This window comes from Paenibacillus sp. NPDC058177 (genome assembly GCF_042883835.1).
GTDB lineage: Bacteria > Bacillota > Bacilli > Paenibacillales > Paenibacillaceae > Paenibacillus_AQ > Paenibacillus_AQ agri.
Map to the genome: position 1 here is coordinate 431,368 of NZ_JBHVVB010000006.1, position 22,163 is coordinate 453,530.

Sequence of the window (22,163 nt, forward strand, 5' to 3'; positions counted from 1 at the left end):
TTATTTTCCTCCTGCCAATTTATAAATTTCCGATTGGATAACCTGTATGTCATCGCCCAGCAGCGGACGCGGATCAATGTCAAAATAGCCCTGCCTTGCACCATAGTCCCGTGTATATATGGCGATATCGCCCTCTCTCAGCTTCTCCACCGCTGTCACAGCGCTAATTCCAGTTTGCCTCTGATCCAGGTGCACACGTCCCCGATAGATCTCACGTCCCGCCTCGTCCTGCACAATGGTCACCTTTACACCAGGCACTTCATTCAGTGTAAGCAGGATTTGGAGTACCGCTTTTTCCTGTTCGCTGCGGTCTTCCTTAACGATGTATTCGTCCAGCGCCTGTAGCAGTCCAAAGGCTGTCTCCTTGCCCACCTTCATGCTCCGCCCTATGCCATGCAACTGTACCTTCAGCCATTCAACGTACGTTCGGCGCCCGGCAACGATGCCGGAGGTCGGACCTTCAATCGCTTTAGAGCCGCTATAGATGGCTAGGTCAGAACATTTCACGTACTTGTGGATATCTTCCTCGGCTGCCGCATCGACAATGAGAGGAACACCCCGCCGCTGGGCGATTTCCCAGGCTTCTTCCACAGAAATCATGTTTTTCTGAACCGCATGATGTGATTTCACATAGAGAATCGCTGCGGTGGTATCGCTGATAGCATCCTCAATATGCTCGCCTCGGCCTTCGTTGGCATAGCCAACCTCGACCAGTTTGCCTCCGCCCAGGTACACCATCGTTTCCACAGGCGCACCGTATTGCACATTGTGGCCTTTCAGAATAATGATCTCATTTCGCAGAATCTTATCCTGATGCAGACGCTCGCTGATACGGCGGTTGCCTTGCGTTACCAAGGCGGCTACCGACAGCGCGATTCCGCTGGAAGCAGAGTTCACGATCACTGCGGCTTCGGAGCCGAGAATACGTGCAATATAATCGCCCCCCTTATCGACCAGATCGGCAACTTCCACATAGCTCTGCCCGCCTTTTTTCATAGCCTCCATAACGGTATTAGTGGGTGCCGATACCCCCAGTATGCTCATTCGTCCGCTGGCATTAATAACACGCTTAAGCCCGTACTTCGCATTCAATGAATTCACCATGTGCAACAGCTCCTTTAACCTGGATGAGTTGATCTGTATTTCTTTGCTCTCCTTCGGAATCCACCAGTACGGCTGGCCCGCTCTCTACGGTGAACAATGTAAGGTTGGCAGGTTCTCCGATCCTTATCCGGCCCAGCTCCGGCTTGCCAAGCCAATCCGCTGCCCGTGTAGTGACTGCCGCAAGCGTATCCTCTAGTGAATAGCCCAGATACAAAAACTTGGACAACACGTTCGCCAAGCTGTAGACCGGACCGTTCAGCCGGTTGCCGCGATAAATATCGGTGCTGATGGTATCAGGCGGAATGCCGTGACGCTTCGCCGCTTCAGCGATTTTGAAGGAAAAGCTTGCTGTCCCATGACCCACATCCAGATGAACGCCTCGTGTAATCGCCTCTTGCAGCACCTTCAGTGGTTGACCTTCTTCGTCGAACAGATTATTGCTCTTTCCATTCAGGTAATGCGTGATGATATCTCCGCGCTCTAGCAGCGGCACTACCTCCTCGATCTCCGGGGGACCGGAACCGATATGCACCATGAGTCGTAACCCGGTCTCGTCAGACAATTCCCGGGCTCTGCGCAGCGGTTCAATACCCTGATCTCCCACAACGCTTTGACTGATTCTTGCCTTTAATCCGACGATGAATGAGCGGTTCTTCAGCACGGCTTCCTGAACTCTAATCTTGTCGATCCATTCCAGTTGGGACAATTCATCCACTCGCTGCAACCCAATTCGGGAAATGTTCAGAAAAGCAAACAGACGGGTCTTGGCGGTACTCGCGCTGGCAGCCAGTTCAGCGATCCGGTCACCCCCACAGCTCCCGGCATCGACAATCGTGGTGACGCCCTGTCTCACGCCTATTGCATCAATCTCGTCACCATAAGGATGAAATTCGGGAAAAGCATGCACATGCATATCAATCCACCCACTGGTCACAAATGCTCCAGCCCCATCCCACTCTTGCTGTCCACAACCTGCCCCAGGCTCCGTAATGTCTGCAATTCGGCCATTTTCTATGATGATATCCAGGGCCTGCCCATTGATGCTTTTTAAATTACGAAGCACGAGCCTTTCTTCCAACTCTCCCACCTCATTCATTATAACGTTATAATGTTTAATGACAGTATGAACCTGTAGATCAATAGTTTTCTTACTCCTATCATATTCAAGTTGCAGGTACCTGGCAAGTATTTTACATAAAACAACCTATATAAACCGAACAAAAGAAATTAACAAAAAGCGAAGATGAACGGACGAGGAAGTTTGGAACTGTGTAAGTGGAAAAAGCGTATGAAAGCAGCCTTCACCCTTCCATAGGAAAGTTGGCACCGGAACATAGATCGTCTTCAGCAAGACCTCTAACCATGGCTGTTCAAACCCAGCGATATCATTAGAAGCAGTATATTCCCCTTCACCCGCCATCGTCTTAACAATGAAAAAGAGAGCCATCTGCCCAACTAACAGCATTTTTGCACCTTATTTTTCTTCAAAATAGGAAAATGAGGGAAATAAGAGCATTATTGTATCTTATTTTTCGAAAAAACACACTGGACGGGGTATTCTGGAAGATTTAAGGTACAATATTGCACTTAATCTCTACTATCCCCTAGCTCCAAAGGATTTAAGGTACGAAAATGCCGTTAATTACACTTTGATCCTTCTTATAAGCTCTCTCTTTTCTTAGCTATGTTTGTTTTTTTAATGGGCTCTATCTATTCCACCATTCCCTATGAAAAAAAGAGTAATTCTAGAGACTGCAATTGAACAGCAGTCTTTAGAATTACTCCTCGAAGCCAGATAGTCTCCAAGTCCTCAACGATTTATGCCTTAGCAGACGCCTCAAATTCCCCGCGCAGCTTCAGGAACACCTGATAACTCCGTTCGGCACATTCCGAGATCGCAATCGGATGGAAGCCGGGCAGATCCGCGTACAGCGTATCGTTCAGTGGTCCGGTCCAGTGCTGCGGCAACTGACTCGCCCCTAGCTTCGCGCCCATAATGGAGCCGACCGTCGCACCGTTGCAGTCGGTGTCCATTCCGCCATACACGGAAGTCACGACAGCCTTCTCGAAGTCGTCCCCGCCATACACCAGCGACGCGGCCACCAGAGCCGCATTGTTGTTCGTGTGCACCGCATCATAATGGCTGAAGGTATCCCAAATGGTGCTGACCAACTCCCGTTCGCTCTTAGCAGAACGGGCAATTTCTACACCGCGCCGCACATCGCTGGCGAGGCGGCTAGTGTGTGGAATCTCGCTCAAGCCGATCTCAATGATCCGCTCGTTATCGCTTTCAGCGAACGCGGCGGCAATCATCGCCGCGTTGAACATCTCGCCGTAGATGCCGTTCTTCTCATGGGAGAAGGAGGCATCCCGCCAGCCCAGCTCCGCCGCGAGCTCCGGGTGGCCCGCTGCGCCGTAGGCCAGCCCATCGGCGCGAATGGCGGCGCCGATCCATTCGCGGTACGGATTCAGATGCATCCGTACCCGCTCCTGCCGCCGGCTCCAATCCGCCGGCTTCCCGCCATGCAGGTGACTCGTCTCCTGCATGAAGTTCATATAGGCCTGCGTCTCCGCCGTGCAGACCTGGCTATACGTCAAGTGGCGATGCCACAGCTTGCCGACATCCCATGAATCCCAATCCAGCCCCTTTTGCTCCAGCAGCAGGAGGCCAAGCACCGTATAGCGGATATCATCATCGCTCTCCATGTATGAGATAGTCTCGGCTGTGCTCGCAAAAGTCCATTCGCTTAAGCCAAGTCCATACTCTGCGGCAGCCCGCGAATGTCCCGGCGTGTAGCCCTTAATTGGCCAGGCATCGGCCCCGCGGAACCACAGCTCGACATTCTCCCAGCCGGGACGACCGTCCTTGCCATAGAGATAATCCCAGTATTCCAGCGGCTTGCCAAGTGCGCAGCCGATGCTGCGCCCGAGCCAAGCGCCGTAGAATTTATCGCGCCATTCCGACTCGCTCCACCCGGTGTCCAGCTTACGCGGACCCTCTGGACGAAGCGCGCGAATGTCCTCCAGCCCGGAAGGCTCCTGATAAGGGAAATCCTCAGCTACTTCCAGTTGCATCAGTTCCTCGTAGACCTGCATCAGCTTATCTTCATCGTCTCCGGCTGCTTCCAGCTTACCGGCGAAACCATCCGTGCGGCAGCCTTCTTCCCCGCGCTGAATCAGCTCCAAACGCACGGTCTCGCGCAGTGTCTCCCAACCTGCCATAAGCTAGTTCCCTTCCGCAGAACGCAGAAGCTCTTGATCCAGGCGCTCCAGTGAGTCGAACAGCAGCTTCATGAATGCCTCGCGGTCCACACCCAGCAGTACCTCCGTGTTGGCTGGACGGTCAGGCTTCTTGCGTCTGTCCGCAACAGTCATCCCCCGGGTCAATTTGCCCTCTGTCTCCACGGTTACATAGAGCTTCTCAGAGGTGAATAGCTCCGGATGCAGCAGCCAGGCAATGGCACAAGGATCATGCAGGGCGCTGCCCACAAAGCCCATTTTTTTACCGAAGATAGAATAGAAGTCGAGCAGTTCACCTACCATAACCGAGACCGGCCCCCGCTGTTTCAGTGCCTCGATCTCTTCTTCAAAGATAGCCGCCTTATCCGTCACGTCCAGGCCACTCATCGTAATCGGAATACCGGATTCGAACACGATGCGTGCCGCTTCCGGGTCTACATAAATATTGAACTCCGCAGTTGCGGTAACATTGCCGTAGGCCAAGCCCCCGCCCATGAGGGAGATCTTCTCGATCTTCTCCTTCACTTCAGGGTAAGCCGTAAGCAGCAGGGCGATATTCGTTAAGGGTGCGGTAGGCACCAGTGTAATTTTCTCTTCGGAAGAACGAATGATATTCAGCATGAATTCCACCGCACCTTGCTCTACCGGACGGAATTTGCTAGGTGGCAGCAACGGACCATCCATGCCTGACTCACCATGCGCTGCTTCTCCGGTTACAAGCTTGCCAAGCAGCGGTGCAGCAGCACCTTTGGCCACCGGGATATCGGCGTTGATAAAGCTGAGCAGCTTCAGCGTGTTATCCGTGATTTTATCCAGAATCTGATTGCCGCCCACCGTCGTAATTCCCCGGATATCCAGCTGATCCCGGTGTGCATAGGCTAGCAGAATGGCAATCGCATCATCATGACCCGGATCACAATCGATAATAATAGGTGTAGCCATATTGTCTCGCTCCTCATCTTGTAAGTCTGTCTGTATATGCTCTCTCCACTATTTCTACTTAACGACCGGACTTTTCACTTTGCGGTTCTTCTTCCGCGTCTCGGAGACCGCATAGATGACCAGTCCGATGACTGTCGCTACATAAGGCAGTGTAGCAATCAGCTCGGCTGGAATTTTAAGAACTTGCAAGGCATTCGAAAGGGCATCCGCTGCCCCGAACAACAATGACGTCAGCGCCGTGCCTACCGTTGTGCTTCGCCCCATCGACTCTGCCGCAATGGCAATCCAGCCGCGTCCAGCCACCATGTCCCGTGTGAAGAGTGAAAGATAGCCCATCGACATGTAGGCCCCGCCCAGTCCGGCAAAAAATCCGCTGAGCAGCAGCGCCATATACTGGATTTTCACGACACTGACACCGACCGACTGCGCCGCATGCGGATTCTCTCCGACCGAACGGATACGCAGCCCCAGCGGCGTACGGTTGAGCAGATAGTAGACGACGAAGACCGCTACGATGGATAAGTAAGTCAGAATGTGATGTCCCGACAGGATCGGGCCCAGCACAGGAATATTTTTTAGAACAGGGATATCGATACTTGGCAGCACCTTGCTTGGCAGCGAAGTAGATGAACCCTTGTCTCCGCTAAGCAGATACAGTAGAAACACCGTACCGCCCGAGGCGAACATGTTGATCGCTACCCCGCCGAGAATAATATGGGTTTTGAATTGGAGGGTGAAAAAAGCCAGAATTCCCGCAATCAGCGTTCCTGCCAGTACCGCACCCAGTAGTCCTACCCAAGCGCTCCCGCTATAGGAGCTGACAATAACACCGGCCAGGGCCGAGACAAGCATGATGCCCTCCATCCCGATGTTAATGATGCCTGCACGATTGGAGATCAGGGCCCCCAGGGCCGCGAACAGAATCGGGGTGGTCACCCGGAGAACCGAGAACGCAAAGTCTGTTGTCAAAATAACATTAAGCAGGCTGTTCATGCTTCCTTGGCCTCCTTCAGCAGCATCCGGTTCTTCCAGAACTTCAGGAACTGCTCCGCCGAGATCAATAGAATAATTACCGCTTGGATGATCGAGATCATCTCTGACGGGACATCTGACAGGCGGGACATCAGATCCGCACCGATCCGGATATAAGCCAGGAAGAGCGCTGATGCGATGACAGACAACGGATTGTTCTTAGCCAGCATCGCCACCAGCGCCCCATCCAGTCCGTAACCCGGCAAAGACGTCCATTGGAAGCGGCTATACATCCCGAGCACCTCCACCGATCCGCCCATACCTGCGATAAATCCGGCGATCAGGTGGACCATAATAATAACTTTGGCTGTCTTCATGCCGGAGTAGCGGGCAAACTCCCGGTTGATTCCCGTCATGCGCAGCTCATAGCCCCATTTGGTTTTATAAAGAAACAGATGTGCCAGCACAATCAGCACGACCACGATAATGAGTCCGGTATGAATGCGTGTGCCCTGAAAAATTTTGCTCAGCTGCGCCGTTTTCTCGAATTTGTAAGAAACGTTGGCGAAGGCCTTGGCATCCCGCAAATGATAGTTCAACAGATACAATCCGATGCCGAATAAAATATTGTTGAACATCAAAGAGGTCACCAGCTCATTGGCATTCCATTTGGCCTTAAGTATCCCCGGAATCGCCGACAGCAGCGCTCCGACAATTGATCCGGCGGCAATCGCCACCAGCGGATGCAGCCAACTGTTCAGGGTCAAGTGGATCGCCAGCACAGAAGTTACGACGCCCGAGAAATAGAAAATACCTTCCGCACCCAAGTTGAACATGTTCGCACGGAACAGCAGCGATACCGCTAGCCCCGTAAACATGAGCGGGATGGCCATCTCAACGACATTGCCGATATGTCCTTTAGTTGAAAGCGGCTCCAGCAGAAAAATCCCGATGGTCTTGACCGGATGGTCGCTGACGAGCGAAATGATTAGAAAGGCAATCGCCAGTGAGATCACAATGACTGCGGTTGTCCGGATGACCTCGAAATATTTGGATTTAAACATGTTCTGTGGCCTCCCCGGTCTGCCGCTCATTTTGCCGCTTGATTCCCAGCATATATAATCCAAGCTCCTCTTCACTTACTGCAGAAGGCTTCTCGAAGGAAGCGACAATCTGCCCCTCATACATGACCAAGAGAACATCACTGATCTCCAGGATTTCGTTCAAGTCTGCCGACACGAGCAGGACAGCACTGCCAGCTTGCCGCAGCTCCAAGAGCTTCTTATGAATGAATTGAGCGGCGCCAATGTCAACACCCCGAGTAGGCTGCTCAGCAATCAATAAATCAGGACCTGTTGAACATTCTCTGGCAACAACCACCTTCTGCATATTGCCTCCCGATAACATTCCGATCTGCTGAGCAGGACCAGAACAGCGCACCTTGAATTCCTCAACGAGCGAAGCTGCCAGTGCGGCAATCTTTGATCCATTCAGAAACGGGCCCCGGTTCATCTCTTTGGAGCGGTAGCGAGTAGAGATCAGGTTATCGGAAATGCTAGCCTCTCCCGCGGCACCCTGGCGCATCCGATCTTCAGGGATATAAGCGACGCCCTGCTGACGGATATCCAACAGGCTCGAATTAAGGATGTCCTTTCCTTTTACCTTCACAGCCCCACTGCTGGACACCCCGGTAAGTCCACCGGTCAAGGCTTCAACCAGTTGTGTCTGCCCATTGCCCTCGACTCCGGCAATCCCGACAATCTGACCGCCATGTACCGCGAAGCTGATATCTGTGAGTAATGTCTTACCTTGCTGATCGTTGACGTTCAATTGCTCAACTGTCAGTACCGGACCACCATCCGGAGCTGTTTCTTTATCGTATTTCAGCACCACATCCCGGCCAACCATCAGCCGTGAGATCTCCTGCTCGGTAACATCAGCCGTCTGAAATACCCCTTCACTCCGTCCGCTGCGCATAATCGTAATCCGGTCACAAATGGCTTTGACCTCTTTCAACTTATGCGAGATAAAAACAATCGTATGGCCCTGCTCCTTAAGCTGCGTCAGCTCGCGGAACAGCTCCTCTGTCTCCTGTGGCATCAGCACCGCCGTAGGCTCGTCCAAGATCAAGATCTTGGCGCCGCGCAGCAAGGCTTTCAGAATTTCGACCTTCTGCTTCATGCCGACGGTCAGATCTTCCACCTTCGCCTTGGGATTCACGGCGAGGTTGTATTTGCGCGCCGTCTCCTCGGTCATCCGTACAGCTTCGGCGTAGTTGATGCCAACACCCCGGCGCGGCTCCATCCCCAGCACCATGTTCTCGGCCACGGTGAATGAAGGCACCAGCATAAAATGCTGGTGCACCATGCCGATCCCGCGATCAATAGCATCCTGAGGAGATTGCAGCCGCACCTTCTCGCCTTTGATAAAAATCTCGCCCTCGCTCGGCTCTTCCATACCGAAAATGATTTTCATGAGTGTTGACTTGCCCGCCCCATTTTCACCGGCAATCGCATGAATCTCGCCTGCACGAAGCGAAAAATGAACATCTTTGTTCGCAACAACGCCGTTTGGATATACTTTGGTAATTCCCCGCATCTCCAGCAGAGCGGTTTGCATAGGTCTCAACGCCTTTCAACTTGGAAGTCATGACAATCAGTGTCGAAACTTATATTTTGGAATATTGATCTTTTATAGAATTAAGGTTTAACCGCATTACGGATCGCTTCTACTTCCGAGGTTTCCATCCCCATTGCGTTATCTACCTTGATTTCTTTGTTAATGAGTTTTTGCTTCACTTCATCCGCTTTGGCTTGGAGGTCCGCTGGCAGAACATTTTTGTAGATATCGTTCTCGGCAATTCCCACACCGTCATCCACGAAGCTCAGTACATCTCGTTTACCCATTTCAAGGGTACCGTTCTGGAGCTTTTTCACTGCCCCTAGAATCGCCATATCAATTTTTTTGATTGCCGAAGTAATGATAAGATTGGCTTTTTCAGCGTCAGTATCTTTAATCAGCGCCGCTTGGTCGGAATCGACACCAATCGCATATTTCTTCTTCTCTTTAGCTGCATCGAAGATGCCGAGGCCTGTACCACCAGCTACATTAAAAATCACGTCTACACCGGAGTTGTATTGAATCAGCGAAAGTTCCTTGCCTTTGGCCGGGTTGACGAAGTCACCTGCATAGGACACTGCTACTTTTACACTTGGGTCAACATACTGTGCACCTTGAATGTATCCTACCAGGAAAGCATTGATCCCAGGGATGTCCATACCACCTACAAAACCAATTACATTATCTTTGTTGGCATTCGGCATACCAGACTGTGTTGCCAAAGCTGCAACTGCGCCTGCAAGGAAAGACACCTCGTTAGTCGCGTAAGACATGTTGTACATATTAGCCGGAGCCTCATCGATGTCCGTATCATAGTTGATGAATTTTTTATCCGGATTAGCCTCTGCTGTAGCGTTGAACATTTCTGTAATCTCAGAGCCACCGGAGATGATTACGTCCCAGTCCCCAGCCGCGATGTCATTGAACGTAGGCTCCCATTTGGTTTTATCTGTACCCATCTCAACGACCTTGGTTTCTGCACCGAGCTCTTCCTTCACTTTCTGGAGACCGTTATTCGCCGCATCAAAAAAAGATTTATCTCCCAGCGTGCCTGGAATAATCAATACGACCTTCAGTTTACCAGCCGAAGCCGTTTCTCCGCCTTCTGCCGTCTGGTTTCCATTCGTTGTGGACGTCCCATTATTGGATGCACCGCTACCACATGCCGTTACCAGTACCATTACTGTCAGTAGCATTAATGCCAGAACCTTCTTTTTCATTTCCCTAGTCACACCCCTGTTTGTAGTTGGTCGTTCTGTCAGGACCCGTCTTTTCCGATAGTCAAAGATTTGCACAATTTACGTCAGTCTATTTCTAGTTTGAAAATGTAAACCAAATAATGATAATCATGAATTTTTCCTTTTTTCATTACAAAATGGATGTTTTCATGATATTCTCCTGCATAAACCGAATCAATTTCCGAACGAGATGGCCGGTCAGGTTGCGAATATTCGGTTTAACTGATACGATCATAACAAATATCATTACAAATAATTATATAGTTTCGGTCATATTTTTGTACGATTCGGCTAAAAGACTCAACAAGGAGGATCAACATGGTACGTGTTCTATATATTGTAAGCGCAGAGCATGAATCTGGAACTTATATCCCCCCGCATCAGCATGAATGCTACGAACTGGTTTACTATATAAAAGGATTGGGAACCTGTAACGTTGGGACGCGAAGCTATCATTTTCGTAACTCATCCTTCTCACTGATCCCGCCAAATACCAAGCATGACGAGAACCATCAGCCTGAGGCCGATATTTTATTCGTAGGTTTTCATTGCGATAACCCGCAGATGAATGCGCTGGCCGGGGTTTATGAAGATGATAAAGAACAGACTGTATTGCAGAACTTGCTCCGGATGAAAGAGGAGTTTTGCCGGAAGCGTGACGGTTTCGCGGAGCTGCTGAATCTTCAGATGAGCGAAATCACTGTTCACTTACTCCGCTTGCTGGGAGCTACAGGATCACCCTCGCTTTCGGAGGACCGTGTACAATATGTTATGAATTATATGGACGAGCATTATCGGCAAAAACTGCCGATTGGCTCCCTGGCAGAGATGTCCGGCTATAGCTATGATCGGTTCCGCCATTTATTCAAAGAACGCTATGGCTGTTCGCCGCTGCGTTATCTTCTTTTAAAGCGTCTGGACTATGCCAAATCATTGCTCAAGCACACACAAATGCACATCTCTGAAGTCTCTGCTGCTTCAGGCTTTGTGAATGACGCCCAGTTCTGCAACATGTTCAAACGGGAGATCGGTCTGACCCCACGCACTTTCCGTATCAATAATAGAGCTAATTAGTGCTTTTTTATTCATCTTATATAGCACGTAAAGAAGCCGTGAGACTTCCCTCACGGCTTCTTCTCTATCTTTTTTAATAACACCATTTCATTATAGCTGGTCGGTTTTCTTTCTTAATGTAGTAAGCTTATACGTTTGTGTCGCCAACAGCTTCCGCTGTCCTTGGAACTCATCGTATACATTCAACCGGATTGCTCCTCCATCCAGCGTCTTATATCCATTACTAGTTAACGTCATCGCATATCGTTTGAAGCTCCCTACCTGAAGATCTGTACCAAAATTCAGCGTCTGAGACATCGACTGCCCCAGTGGATCAACGAGTTCCAGCACAAGCTTATGCTCATATGGACCGGCTTCATACAAATTGCTGACTTCAAGATTATAATTCAACACCGCATTCAGTGTATCGCTGCCAACAGTAACTGTGGCATTCGCATCCGTAATGGATAACGTATATGGAGACATATTTATGCCCAGCAGATTGTTTTGCGGCTCCTCAGTAACCATGTTCAGTCCTAGCGACACCGTGTTGATAAAACCGGTCGGTTTGCCACCAGGAGAGGTTAGCTTGCCATCAGCCACCCCTTCGCCCAGATAGAGTACCAGCTTTGATGGGTCCACATTCGCGGGAATCTTGCTCCAGACGGTCACCAAGCTTTTCCCGTTAGGACCCGGTGGCGTTTCCGACTGGCTGACCTTGGCTTCATAGTAGTAATTGTCCTGCGTTTTGTAGTACGCCACAAGCTGCGCCTGATCGGCTCTGCGCTTCTCCTCATTTGTCATAACCAGCTCTGTATACATAATATTGGAGCCCGTGCCCGGATAGACAGTGGTAAGTAGCTCAACGACCTCTGCTTTCTTCCCTACTAACTCTAGCTTGAAGGGGCTAAGAGGTTCGATCTCTTTTACCTGGTTATACAGTTGGGTAGTGTTCAAGGTCAGGAAGTTCTCCTTCTCCTCTCCTACTGTTTCCTGGAGTTCAATCTTTAAATGATTAAATGTATACGCATAAGGAACTGTGAACAGCACATAGACGGCCACCGTCTCATTCGGAGCCAGAATCGTTTGGGTATCCTCCGTCACCACCTGCGAAGTACCACTGACATTGTTGTCCTCAGCCATGACAATCCCTTTAAGGGTAGGGAGCTGCACGGAAGTCGGTTGCAGGTTGCGAATGTTGATTTTGACCACCATTTGATCTTTATCAAGCCATGGCAGCCGTTGAATATTTACAAACTTCACACCGAACTTGCCATGATTGTTATCTACCATATATTCTGAATCCTGCCACTGGTTACTTTGCAACGAATACGGAATCTGATAGTAAGCAGTCGGGAAAATAATCTTCCCCTCCGCAGCAGGCTCTACCAACTGTAACTGTAGCTTAGCCTGATCTACTGATAATGGTACCTCAGCAGTCAGGTCGATAGTCTTCTCTTCCAGTGGCTTTAGCGTCAGACTTGCGAATGCCTTGGAATCTACCGGGAAGCTGAAGCCTTCCGACGCTTTCACTTCAAGCTTATATGCAGGCAGCGTAACGGATTTATTGCCGCTATTTTTCACCCGGAATTTTAGCGCCCACTTGGCCGAATTGCCGCTTGCAGCTACTTTTGCACTTTTCAGCTCAGTTTCTACAGTGTTATTGCTAATCAGAATCTTCTTCACCACGGTACTTGGGACCACGAGATTTGGCGTAGTAGCTGCCGGAAGATTATAGCTGGCCACCGGTAGCTCAATCTTCAGCGCACTGTCCTCCTGGGAGAACTGTAGGCGCATTTTATCTGTTTTAATATAGGAAGGCATTTCTGTCAGGAAAAAGATTGTTTTCTTCTCCTTGGGCTGCACTTTATGATTCGCTCCTGCCGTATCATCCAAGGACAGCTTAAAGATCGAGCCTCCCGCCGAGGCGAGGTATCCTTTTAAATTCAAGTCCTCAAGGGCCTTCGTTCCAAGATTGGAGAAGCTGATGCCTACTTTTGCATATACTTTCCCATTATATTTGTAGATTTGCAAGCTCTCGGCCTTGGTGCTAACCGGCTGGTTGTTCAGTGTAAGATTTTTACTCTGATCTTGGGGAACGATGATAGAATAGGCAGCAGGAACGGTAAAGGTCCCCAGCTGTCTCCGGAAATCTGCACTGTTGAAATCCCAAGTATATAAGGATATCTTCATCCCGTTAATCTTATTAGCCTTGCCGATATTCACATAATAAGTGACGTTCTGGGTAGATTTAGCGGGAATAGATTTAGCATAGGTACTGCTGGTCACTGTATTGCCCTGGACAACGGTACCTCCCGGAGTAGTCACTTTATTGAAATAGTCTTTTAAAAGAACACTGTTATTGGTACCATTGGTATAACTCAATGAGTAGGTCAATATATTACCGTTGTCCTGTTCCATCAGATTGACATCGGTCAATTTGACGCTAACCCCGTTTTTCAGGGCGATTGTCCCTAACTGATCCAGTGTAAAACCTTGAGGTGCAGTTGGAGCAGCACTTGCAGTAGTCGTGTAACCCCCATAGCCCGCTGTCTGGATGAAAAGAGTTGTACAGAGCAGTATGGCCGCACCAGTCGTTCTAAGTTTGTTCATTACACTCCCTCCCGCTTTCAGTCTTTCTCATTTTAGTCTTATCCGATTGCCCTCCTGCAAGGGCTCACTTGATTCTGCAATCAATTGCTCATCCTTCAAAAGCCCGCCCAAAATAATCGTTTCTTTATCCACGGTGTCACCCTTGACAACATAAGCCTTTTGAACCCTGTAGGTCGTTCCAAGCGTGCCTCTATTTTCACGGACCACCCATACATAGCTGCTTTCTCCATCACTTTTGATCAGCTCACTCCGGATCACCAATCCTTGCTCTGCAGGCTCCTTCTGTACAACTACTGCTGCCTCTTCATCTCCCTCCGTTCCTTCCGCCGGCAACGATATAACAATTTTCCGCTTATCCGAGCTCTCAGGCGCGTTTCGCTCGCCCTCTCCCCCGTCATTTGGTCCTGGGCCTGAAGTGGCGATTGTTATTTTGGATAGTGTACCGGTGAATTTCTTGTTTTCTTTTCCTTTCAATTGAACAGGAATCTTCTCACCTTGCTGCAGCATTGCTGCCGCATCCTTGTCTAATGTGAAAGAAAATTCATATCCTTCACTTAGCTGGACGATTGTCATGAGTTTTTGTCCCTGTCCAATCATCATTCCTCGCTCTGCCGGTAATTCAATAATCCTTCCATCAAACGGAGCATGTATGGTCCGGCTTTTACTTAGCTCACGTTTTAGCCGTTCTATATTGCGCTGGAGACTGTTCCGATCCAAGGTGTTGATATCCAGTTCCCGTTTGGCACTGATCATCCCTTCTTCGTCTCCGGCATTTCCAGCGACAATGTACTGCTCTTTCAGCTTTTCCCGGTTCAAGTCATGTTTCTTGAGTTGGTATTCCGCTTCAAGCAGCTCTTCTTGTGACTTGGTGCTGTCGAAAGTCACTAGCAGCTGGCCCTTTTTTACGCGATCATTCTCCTTCACATGCACTTCGCTGATTAGCCAGCCGTTATCACTGTTCAATGTCTTCAGCTTCTTGGGTGTGAGGATGCCGCTGCCTTTAATATGATGCACCAGACGCTTACTTGAAGGATTCTCGGTGGTCACTTTCGGCAGCATTGCCGTCTCTAGGGTATTACTGAATAATGTTAGACCGGCCAGCAGCACAAAGAATAGGATTAGCCCTATACTTGCCCAGCGTTGTTTTCCCTGCAGTAACATCTGCTGCTCCCCCATTTCTTCACTGCCTCTATAACTCATGATAGGGAAAGATCGACTAACGATCTCCCCCTCTTCCGTTACTCGTTCAAATACGTTTTCACTCGGTTTTGGATAAGTTTACTTACTTCTTCTGCCGATTTCTGTCCGCTCATGAAGCTATTGAACTCTTCCATGACGATCGTTATCACTTTCATATCGCTAGATCTTCGAAAATTGGTTTCCGAGATCAGCTTCTCTACCGCTTCAATCCGTTTTTTTACCGTTTCGCCATCCGGCAGCATGTCTAGTGGGATCATGGTTTCCAGCGTTCCGTTCTCGATTTTTTGGAGAGTTTCCTTAAATTTCTTATCTGTGATCCCTTTATTCATTGGTATTCCCGTGAGATTCGGGGAAGCTTGCATTTCATCAGAAAGCAAAAACTTGATGAATGCCCATGCTTCCTGCTGAACGTCGGATTTGCTATTTATCCCTAAACTATACGTAGGCTGGAACGGTGCACCAACCTTTTGCCCGCTCACGTTCGGCTTCTGGTAATAATTCATACCCTGAGGCTTCGTCAGTGCCTGCTCCGGACTGAATACATTCACCATTTGAAATGCCGCATTACTGTTATCGAACGACATTCCGTCACTGAGCAAGCCTTCGTCATACATCGATTTGATATCTGTCATCATATTGCGGAATAAATCAGAGTCGAAGTTCGGCTGGCCCTGCCCTACGAGCTGAGCGTAATTGTCCTCGATGAAATCAAAGAGCAGCGACAAGGGATCCAGGCTAATAAGCTTTTCGGCATCACCTTGCTCCTTCAGTTTTTGGGCAAGATCCTTGAACTCGCTCCAGCTCCACGATTTATTGACGTCAACTGAAATATTCGACTTCTTCAATAACTCTGTATTTCCCTGAAACAGGGAGAGCGAAAAAGAGAGTGGCATGGCATACAAACCATCTCCGTCTTGGGATGCCTGCAAAATATTAGAGAATAGAGCTTTTCGATCGAACGAGCTGTCTTTGGCCAATAGATCATTCAAGTCCACCAGCAGTTTTTTGGCGACGAATTTGTCCTGGGGTAATTCGCTCATGAGAATAAGATCGGCCCCTTTACCGGAAATGACTTGTGTCGTCACCGATTGCACGTACTTTTCTACGTCTCCCAGCGAGATGGACTCTACCCCCATGCCACCTTCTGCAACTGGATCCGACGCTTTATATTCCTTCATTTCGATATGAATATCCTTATGCTGTTCCTCAAATTGTCGCGCTGCAGTTTCCAAGAAACGATCTTTTCTCATGACAGAGATGACGACAGTCTTCTGCCCGCCCTCCGTCTCGACTTTGGGATCGCCTCCCTCGTTACCAGAACAGGCGGATAAGAGCAGAGCGCTGGATAGCATGACGATTAACCCTATTTTTTTCAAATGAATCATCCTCTCAATTTAATCAAATTTGGTTGTTGCCGGAGAAATAGAGCCATTGCAAATCCTGCAATCCGTTGTCCTTTGGGACCTCACGTTGCTTATTCCTTTCGCTCAGCCTTTCACGCCGGAAAGCTGGATTCCTTCGATAAAATACCGTTCGGCACTTAAGAACAGAAGCACCATAGGCATCATGTAAATAACCGAGGCGGCAAACGAGACGCCAAGCGCATCTTCCTGTATGCGGGAAAGAAACACAGAGAGTGGCTGCAACGCAGCATCCTGCAGAAAAATAAGCGGCTGCTCGACCATGTTCCAATAGTCAACGAATAAGAGTACGACGAGTGCGGCAACGCCCGGCTTCACCATTGGAAGTGCGATCGATATGAATATGCGTAAGTATCCCGCCCCATCGATTTTAGCTGCTTCAATAAAAGCCGAATGGATCTGGAGCATGAATTGCCGTAGCAAAAACACGCCAAAGGCCCCGAATATACCGGGCAATATGATAGAGCTAGGATGATTCAGGAGGCCCAGCCGATCAGCCATCAAGTAATTGGGCACGAGCGTCACCTGGAACGGCATCAGCATCGTCATCAAATAAAGTAAGAACAGTCCATCCCTGCCCGGAAAATACAGCTTGCTGAACGCGAACGCAGCGAGCGTTGCCACAAACGCTTGTCCGATAATGATAGGAATCACTAGCATTACAGAATTCCAGAAGAGGTACAGAAATTGCGGCGTAGCGATTAGTACTTTGTTATATTGCTGGAATGACACCCAGTCGGGAATCCACTTAAGATTTACGAATACACTCGTATCGGTTTTGCCTAGCATGCTGTAATTCGACGTAATCTCACGCTCAGTCATGAAGGAACTGACGATGTTCAAGACAACGGGCATAAGCAGCAGGACGGCGATGGCGATCAGCAACAACGAACGCAACAGCGGTGCCACCCATTGCTTCATCACCTCATTCACCTCCTTCACCTTTTTCTTGTGTTTACTCCATATAAGAGCGGAAAATCTGCTCCGTTCGAAACAGAATCAACATAAGCACCATAATGCAAAGCGCCAGCAACACCGCTGCGGACGATACCTTCTGGATATCAAGGGACAGGAACATATTGTTCATATAATGCTGCATCATATAGATGCGATCATGCGGGTATGGACCGGCGACAAGATACGTCTCGCGGAACACCTTGAACGAATTCAGCACAGACATGAGCACGACCAGAAATGTCGTCGGCGTCAAATACGTGAGTGTAATTCCGAACAGCTTGCGAACCGGACCTGCGCCTTCCAAACTGGCAATTTCATAATATTGATCCGGAATATTCTGCAAGCCAGCCAAGAACAAAATGACGTTGTATCCGATGTTCTTCCATACATAGACCAATACAATCACAAAGCCAGCCCAATCGGATTTCATCCAATCGTGACGGCTAAAGCCGAAATGCTGCAAAACAGCGTTTAATGTGCCGTTCCAGTCGAATAAAATTTGCCAGACTAGCACAATCGAAGCAACAGGTACAACAAGCGGCAATACATAAGCTGTGCGTATCCAGTTCCGGATGAGTACCCGCTGATTCAAGAGTAACGCCAGCAAGAGGGATACAACGACGAGAATCGGCACGCTGATCGTGGTGAACCAGAACGTGTTGGACATCGCTTTCTGAAAGGAGGAACTGAGAAACAGTTCCTTGTAGTTGGATAATGTGAGACTTCCTCCAATCCGATCCTGGAACGAGTTCAGGACACTCTGACCAAACGGAATGAGATAGAATAAGGAAAATCCACATAAGCTTGGAGCTAGAAAACCTAAGGCAGCTAGAAGCTCCCTGCGTGCCAGACGGCGCAACTTCACGAAGAAACCTCCAATCGAGAGCCGGTCAATGCTTTGTGCGGAGCGGCTGTACATCGATTAGTTTACAAACAAATTCGGGAGTAAATATGGAAGCAATGTGGAAAACGTGTGGAATCGGGCCGCAGCTGAATCTTTTATGGTAAAATTGTCCTCGATAAATGCTGAGGAGGTTATTACTGCATGAAGTCCTATCAAATCGCCGTCGTCGACGACGATACTCAGATTCAGGAAATCGTGGCGGCTTATTTGTATAAAGAGGGATACCGTACGATGACGTTATCAACTGCAGAAGAAGCTTGGGAGCTGTGGAAGAACGATCCGCCAGATATGTGGATTCTCGATATCATGCTTCCGGGAATGAACGGCTTCGAGTTGTGCAGGAAAATTCGCAAAGAGGCAGAAGTGCCAATCATCATGATTTCAGCGCGCGATGAAGAAGTTGATCGCATCTTAGGGATTGAACTAGGAAGCGACGATTACTTGACGAAACCTTTCAGCCCAAGAGAACTAGTCGCACGCGTGAACCGCTTATTCCACCGGATTAGCTCGATTTCCCAAACCCAGGACAATCCCCTTCCTTCTCAACCAGGATATACAGAGATCCAAGTTGGCGAGCTGCGGCTCGTTCTGGAAGAACGGCGCGTTTTCTGGCGAGGGGAAGAAATCGAAATGACACTGAAAGAATTTGAACTGCTGCAGACGTTGTCAGAGCAGCCGAATCGGGCATTCACCCGCGATGCGTTGCTTACGATAATTTGGGGAGATAACTATTACGGCTACGACCGGGCGATCGACGATCTAGTGAAACGACTGCGTAGAAAAATAAAGGAGCTTCCCGTCGACACCATAAGGGGGCACGGCTATCGATTGCGGACAGAAAAGGACGGAGCAATAAAATGAGAATGATTTATCGGCTTCATCTTTCATTTGCATTCCTGCTACTATGTATTCTGACGATTACCGCCGTTCTGATTCATCCCCTACTGCTCGACACCTTAGTGGATAGCCAGCGAAAAGAGCTGCGGGATCAGGCCAGCTGGCTGATGAATTTAAGTCCAGTCATGCCGCTTATGTCGGTTCGACAAACAGAAGCGATCAAAAACTCCAATACGACGACATGGTCGGGAGATACGAGCGCGGTATTAATTGCACCTGGGGAGAAAGTAGTTTACAGTACCCTGACCGGTGAAGCAACAACGGAATTGATGGAATTATCGAAGCAAAGCCCCACCGGGTCAGGAGAAATCTGGAAAAGAACAACTGATGATCAATATATTGTTGAGACGCTAACATCAAATCAAGTCAGTGCGCCGCACTGGCAGGGTGTCACGGCAGTGATGGCAGCTCCGCTAAGTAAGATTAAAGCCATGCAGCTCGCCTTGTTTGAACGGTTGATGATCATCTTGTCCCTTGGCGGGGTCGTTGCTTTCCTACTGAGTATGCTCATTACGAGAAGACTGGTCAAACCGCTCGAAGAGCTCAGAAAGGAATTGAACAAAGTGGAAATGCGCCGTTTCTCCGAAGTTCGATTGATTGAAACGGGAGGCGAGATCGGGGAAGTCGCTAAAGCCGTATACGATCTCGCCGGAGAATTGGAGAAATACCAGCGGACGCAGAAGCAGTTTTTCCAAAACACCTCGCACGAGTTAAAAACGCCTCTCATGTCCATCCAAGGTTACGCCGAAGGCATCAAGGATGGCATCTTTACGGGGGATCATGCTAATAAAGGTTTGGATGTCATCGTCAAGGAATCCGAACGGCTCAAAAAAATCGTGACGGAATTGATTCTTCTCGGCAAGCTGGAAAGCGAAGAAGGCATATTCCATATGAACCACGTCCCGGTACGGGAGTTAATCGCAGAGACATTAGAACGCATCAATCCGTTGCTCGTCAAGAACGACTTACGAGTCGAGTTGAACGGATTCGATGGCAACCAAGAGCACTCGATTTATGTTGACCGCGAGAAAGTACTGCAAGCGCTGATTAACATTATGGGCAACGCAGCTCGCTATGCCAAGACAACGATTCGTATCCAAGCTTCTGCTGACGCTGAAGTCATTGCTATCAGAATCACCGACGACGGTGAAGGAATTCCCGAAGCGTTATTATCCCAGCTTTTTGAACGGTTTGCGAAAGGAAAGAACGGGGAAACGGGACTAGGCCTAGCGATTTCCCGCGCCATCGTCGAGCGATGCCGTGGCCGTATTTCAGCCCATAACGAGCCGGGTAGCGGCGCAGCGTTTGTTTTGCGTTTTCCAACCCATTTCTAGATTTCATCTAAATTCCATCTAAGTTCCATTCAAATTCCAGATAACTAAGTTAAACTCCTAAAGTATAAGTCAAATAAACATATAGGAGTTTGATTAGAATGAAAAAGAAATTGACCTTGTTAGGTGCTGTGCTGGCCATCTCTATTGTCTCTGCTCAATCGGCTTTCGCTGCCAGTTCAACATCGACGGCTGGCCAAAAGGCCTCTACTACCGTTAACCAGTCCAATCCTGATGCTTCTCCAATGGGACAACTCACCGACACAACGAAAGCTGCTCCCGCTAAAGAATCAGCTCCCAAGCCAACAGCTACCCCAACCAAGAAAGACAAAGCTAAAACTCCGTCCAAAGCACCGGTTAAAGCACCAGCTAAAACAGACAAGAAAAAAAGCAAATAAGTTTGCTGCAGGTTATAGGAGCAGCCAGGAGTGGTTCCCTGGCTGCTATTTATTCTCGCTTGGAACACATGAAAAAAGGTTCATTAGATTTAACATCTAATGAACCTTTTCTTCTTTTAATACCGGTGAGAGGACTCGAACCTCCACGGTTTCCCACTCGATTTTGAGTCGAGCGCGTCTGCCATTCCGCCACACCGGCTTATTCAATTATGAAACTCCAAAAAATAATGGAGGCGCCACCCAGATTTGAACTGGGGATAAAGCTTTTGCAGAGCTTTGCCTTACCACTTGGCTATGGCGCCGTATATTATGGAGCGGACGACGGGAATCGAACCCGCGACCCTCGCCTTGGCAAGGCGATGCTCTACCGCTGAGCCACGTCCGCATAAATGGCTGGGGATATAGGATTTGAACCTATGCATGACGGAGTCAAAGTCCGTTGCCTTACCGCTTGGCTAATCCCCAACAATCAGTTTAAATAATGGGGCGACTGATGGGTCTCGAACCCACGAATGCCGGAACCACAATCCGGTGCGTTAACCCCTTCGCCACAGTCGCCATATGAAACTAAATTAATTAAGCCTATTATTTTCAATGAAGTGAATGGGGCGACTGATGGGTCTCGAACCCACGAATGCCGGAACCACAATCCGGTGCGTTAACCCCTTCGCCACAGTCGCCACATGAATCTGACTTAATTAAGCCTATTATTTCTTAGTAAAGTAAATGGGGCGACCGATGGGTCTCGAACCCACGAATGCCGGAACCACAATCCGGTGCGTTAACCCCTTCGCCACGATCGCCATATTAAACTTTAATAAAAAAATTGGCAGGGGCAGCAGGAATTGAACCCACACCAACGGTTTTGGAGACCGTTGTTCTACCTTTAAACTATGCCCCTAAAAATGGTGGGGGATGATGGATTCGAACCACCGAACACGTACGTGAGCAGATTTACAGTCTGATGCGTTTGGCCACTTCGCTAATCCCCCAAAGATGGTGCCGGCGAGAGGACTTGAACCCCCAACCTACTGATTACAAGTCAGTTGCTCTACCAATTGAGCTACACCGGCATATTAAGTTGTATTCTTTATGGTGGCTCGGGACGGAATCGAACCGCCGACACAAGGATTTTCAGTCCTTTGCTCTACCGACTGAGCTACCGAGCCATAAAGTCTAAATGGCGGAACCGACGGGATTCGAACCCGCGATCTCCTGCGTGACAGGCAGGCATGTTAGGCCAACTACACCACGGTTCCAAATTGGTTGCGGGG

The 22,163-nt window shown here is 49.1% G+C and carries 17 protein-coding genes and 12 tRNA genes; 4 read left to right on the plus strand and 25 right to left on the minus strand.

Going from position 1 to position 22,163, the window contains the following annotated elements:
- The 8 genes from ACFVU8_RS23425 to ACFVU8_RS23460 all read right to left on the minus strand — a co-directional run bounded on the left by ACFVU8_RS23425 (nt 1) and on the right by ACFVU8_RS23460 (nt 10,097).
- A complete protein-coding gene (locus ACFVU8_RS23425; protein ID WP_387430501.1) occupies nt 1–1,104 on the minus strand; it encodes a DgaE family pyridoxal phosphate-dependent ammonia lyase in 1,104 nt (367 codons plus the stop codon).
- On the minus strand, nt 1,070–2,182 hold the full coding sequence (locus tag ACFVU8_RS23430) for an amidohydrolase/deacetylase family metallohydrolase (RefSeq protein WP_387430503.1): 1,113 nt from the start codon (nt 2,180–2,182) through the stop codon (nt 1,070–1,072). The genes ACFVU8_RS23425 and ACFVU8_RS23430 overlap by 35 nt, the downstream gene beginning before the upstream one ends.
- Nucleotides 2,183–2,922: 740 nt before the next feature.
- Nucleotides 2,923–4,326: an ADP-ribosylglycohydrolase family protein gene (locus ACFVU8_RS23435; RefSeq protein ID WP_387430505.1), complete on the minus strand. Its 1,404-nt coding sequence runs from the start codon at nt 4,324–4,326 to the stop codon at nt 2,923–2,925.
- 3 nt (nt 4,327–4,329) lie between these two features.
- Nucleotides 4,330–5,286, minus strand: coding sequence for a nucleoside hydrolase (locus tag ACFVU8_RS23440; protein WP_387430507.1), 957 nt, complete (start codon nt 5,284–5,286; stop codon nt 4,330–4,332).
- A gap of 54 nt (nt 5,287–5,340) precedes the next feature.
- A complete protein-coding gene (locus tag ACFVU8_RS23445) occupies nt 5,341–6,279 on the minus strand; it encodes an ABC transporter permease (protein ID WP_175369887.1) in 939 nt (312 codons plus the stop codon).
- A complete protein-coding gene (locus tag ACFVU8_RS23450) occupies nt 6,276–7,322 on the minus strand; it encodes an ABC transporter permease (RefSeq protein ID WP_066376011.1) in 1,047 nt (348 codons plus the stop codon). The genes ACFVU8_RS23445 and ACFVU8_RS23450 overlap by 4 nt, the downstream gene beginning before the upstream one ends.
- Nucleotides 7,315–8,877 (minus strand): ABC transporter ATP-binding protein, encoded by a 1,563-nt coding sequence (locus tag ACFVU8_RS23455; RefSeq protein ID WP_387430509.1) that lies wholly within the window; start codon nt 8,875–8,877, stop codon nt 7,315–7,317. The genes ACFVU8_RS23450 and ACFVU8_RS23455 overlap by 8 nt, the downstream gene beginning before the upstream one ends.
- A gap of 80 nt (nt 8,878–8,957) precedes the next feature.
- Nucleotides 8,958–10,097, minus strand: a complete 1,140-nt coding sequence (locus tag ACFVU8_RS23460; RefSeq protein ID WP_387430511.1) for a BMP family ABC transporter substrate-binding protein — start codon at nt 10,095–10,097, stop codon at nt 8,958–8,960.
- 336 nt (nt 10,098–10,433) lie between these two features.
- On the opposite strand from ACFVU8_RS23460, the gene ACFVU8_RS23465 reads away from it, so the two are divergent.
- Nucleotides 10,434–11,189, plus strand: a complete 756-nt coding sequence (locus tag ACFVU8_RS23465; RefSeq protein WP_379467784.1) for a helix-turn-helix domain-containing protein — start codon at nt 10,434–10,436, stop codon at nt 11,187–11,189.
- A gap of 90 nt (nt 11,190–11,279) precedes the next feature.
- On the opposite strand, the gene ACFVU8_RS23470 is transcribed toward ACFVU8_RS23465, so the two are convergent.
- The 5 genes from ACFVU8_RS23470 to ACFVU8_RS23490 form a co-directional block, all read right to left on the minus strand.
- On the minus strand, nt 11,280–13,781 hold the full coding sequence (locus ACFVU8_RS23470) for a hypothetical protein (protein WP_387430513.1): 2,502 nt from the start codon (nt 13,779–13,781) through the stop codon (nt 11,280–11,282).
- Nucleotides 13,782–13,808: 27 nt separating this feature from the next.
- Nucleotides 13,809–14,942 carry an efflux RND transporter periplasmic adaptor subunit gene (locus ACFVU8_RS23475; RefSeq protein ID WP_387430515.1) on the minus strand — a complete coding sequence of 378 codons (1,134 nt, stop codon included), beginning with the start codon at nt 14,940–14,942 and terminating at the stop codon, nt 13,809–13,811.
- 77 nt (nt 14,943–15,019) lie between these two features.
- Entirely contained in the window at nt 15,020–16,357 is a 1,338-nt protein-coding gene (locus ACFVU8_RS23480) for an ABC transporter substrate-binding protein (protein ID WP_387430517.1), read from the minus strand.
- A gap of 111 nt (nt 16,358–16,468) precedes the next feature.
- Nucleotides 16,469–17,344 carry a carbohydrate ABC transporter permease gene (locus ACFVU8_RS23485; RefSeq protein WP_387430519.1) on the minus strand — a complete coding sequence of 292 codons (876 nt, stop codon included), beginning with the start codon at nt 17,342–17,344 and terminating at the stop codon, nt 16,469–16,471.
- 13 nt (nt 17,345–17,357) lie between these two features.
- Complete coding sequence (locus ACFVU8_RS23490; protein WP_387430521.1) at nt 17,358–18,224, minus strand: carbohydrate ABC transporter permease; 867 nt, start codon at nt 18,222–18,224, stop codon at nt 17,358–17,360.
- A 180-nt stretch (nt 18,225–18,404) separates the two neighbouring features.
- Here ACFVU8_RS23490 and ACFVU8_RS23495 point away from each other — a divergent pair, with 180 nt between their 5' ends.
- From ACFVU8_RS23495 to ACFVU8_RS23505, 3 genes are all read left to right on the plus strand, one after another.
- Nucleotides 18,405–19,124, plus strand: a complete 720-nt coding sequence (locus ACFVU8_RS23495; protein WP_387430523.1) for a response regulator transcription factor — start codon at nt 18,405–18,407, stop codon at nt 19,122–19,124.
- Complete coding sequence (locus ACFVU8_RS23500; RefSeq protein ID WP_387430525.1) at nt 19,121–20,494, plus strand: sensor histidine kinase; 1,374 nt, start codon at nt 19,121–19,123, stop codon at nt 20,492–20,494. Before ACFVU8_RS23495 ends, ACFVU8_RS23500 begins: the two co-directional genes overlap by 4 nt.
- A gap of 98 nt (nt 20,495–20,592) precedes the next feature.
- Nucleotides 20,593–20,889, plus strand: coding sequence for a hypothetical protein (locus ACFVU8_RS23505; RefSeq protein ID WP_379467770.1), 297 nt, complete (start codon nt 20,593–20,595; stop codon nt 20,887–20,889).
- Between the two features lie 120 nt (nt 20,890–21,009).
- Here the strand turns inward: ACFVU8_RS23505 and ACFVU8_RS23510 are convergent.
- From ACFVU8_RS23510 to ACFVU8_RS23565, 12 genes are all read right to left on the minus strand, one after another.
- Nucleotides 21,010–21,088, minus strand: a tRNA-Leu gene (locus ACFVU8_RS23510).
- Nucleotides 21,089–21,117: 29 nt separating this feature from the next.
- Nucleotides 21,118–21,191 (minus strand) — tRNA-Cys (locus tag ACFVU8_RS23515).
- 8 nt (nt 21,192–21,199) lie between these two features.
- Nucleotides 21,200–21,274: transfer RNA gene (locus ACFVU8_RS23520), tRNA-Gly, on the minus strand.
- Nucleotides 21,275–21,279: 5 nt separating this feature from the next.
- A tRNA-Gln gene (locus tag ACFVU8_RS23525) sits at nt 21,280–21,354 on the minus strand.
- A 17-nt stretch (nt 21,355–21,371) separates the two neighbouring features.
- Nucleotides 21,372–21,447: transfer RNA gene (locus ACFVU8_RS23530), tRNA-His, on the minus strand.
- Nucleotides 21,448–21,493: 46 nt separating this feature from the next.
- A tRNA-His gene (locus ACFVU8_RS23535) sits at nt 21,494–21,569 on the minus strand.
- A gap of 47 nt (nt 21,570–21,616) precedes the next feature.
- Nucleotides 21,617–21,692 (minus strand) — tRNA-His (locus ACFVU8_RS23540).
- Between the two features lie 24 nt (nt 21,693–21,716).
- Nucleotides 21,717–21,790: transfer RNA gene (locus tag ACFVU8_RS23545), tRNA-Trp, on the minus strand.
- Between the two features lie 5 nt (nt 21,791–21,795).
- Nucleotides 21,796–21,881: transfer RNA gene (locus tag ACFVU8_RS23550), tRNA-Tyr, on the minus strand.
- Between the two features lie 5 nt (nt 21,882–21,886).
- Nucleotides 21,887–21,962 (minus strand) — tRNA-Thr (locus ACFVU8_RS23555).
- 20 nt (nt 21,963–21,982) lie between these two features.
- Nucleotides 21,983–22,058, minus strand: a tRNA-Phe gene (locus tag ACFVU8_RS23560).
- A gap of 12 nt (nt 22,059–22,070) precedes the next feature.
- Nucleotides 22,071–22,148 (minus strand) — tRNA-Asp (locus ACFVU8_RS23565).
- Between the last annotated feature and the right edge of the window lie 15 nt (nt 22,149–22,163).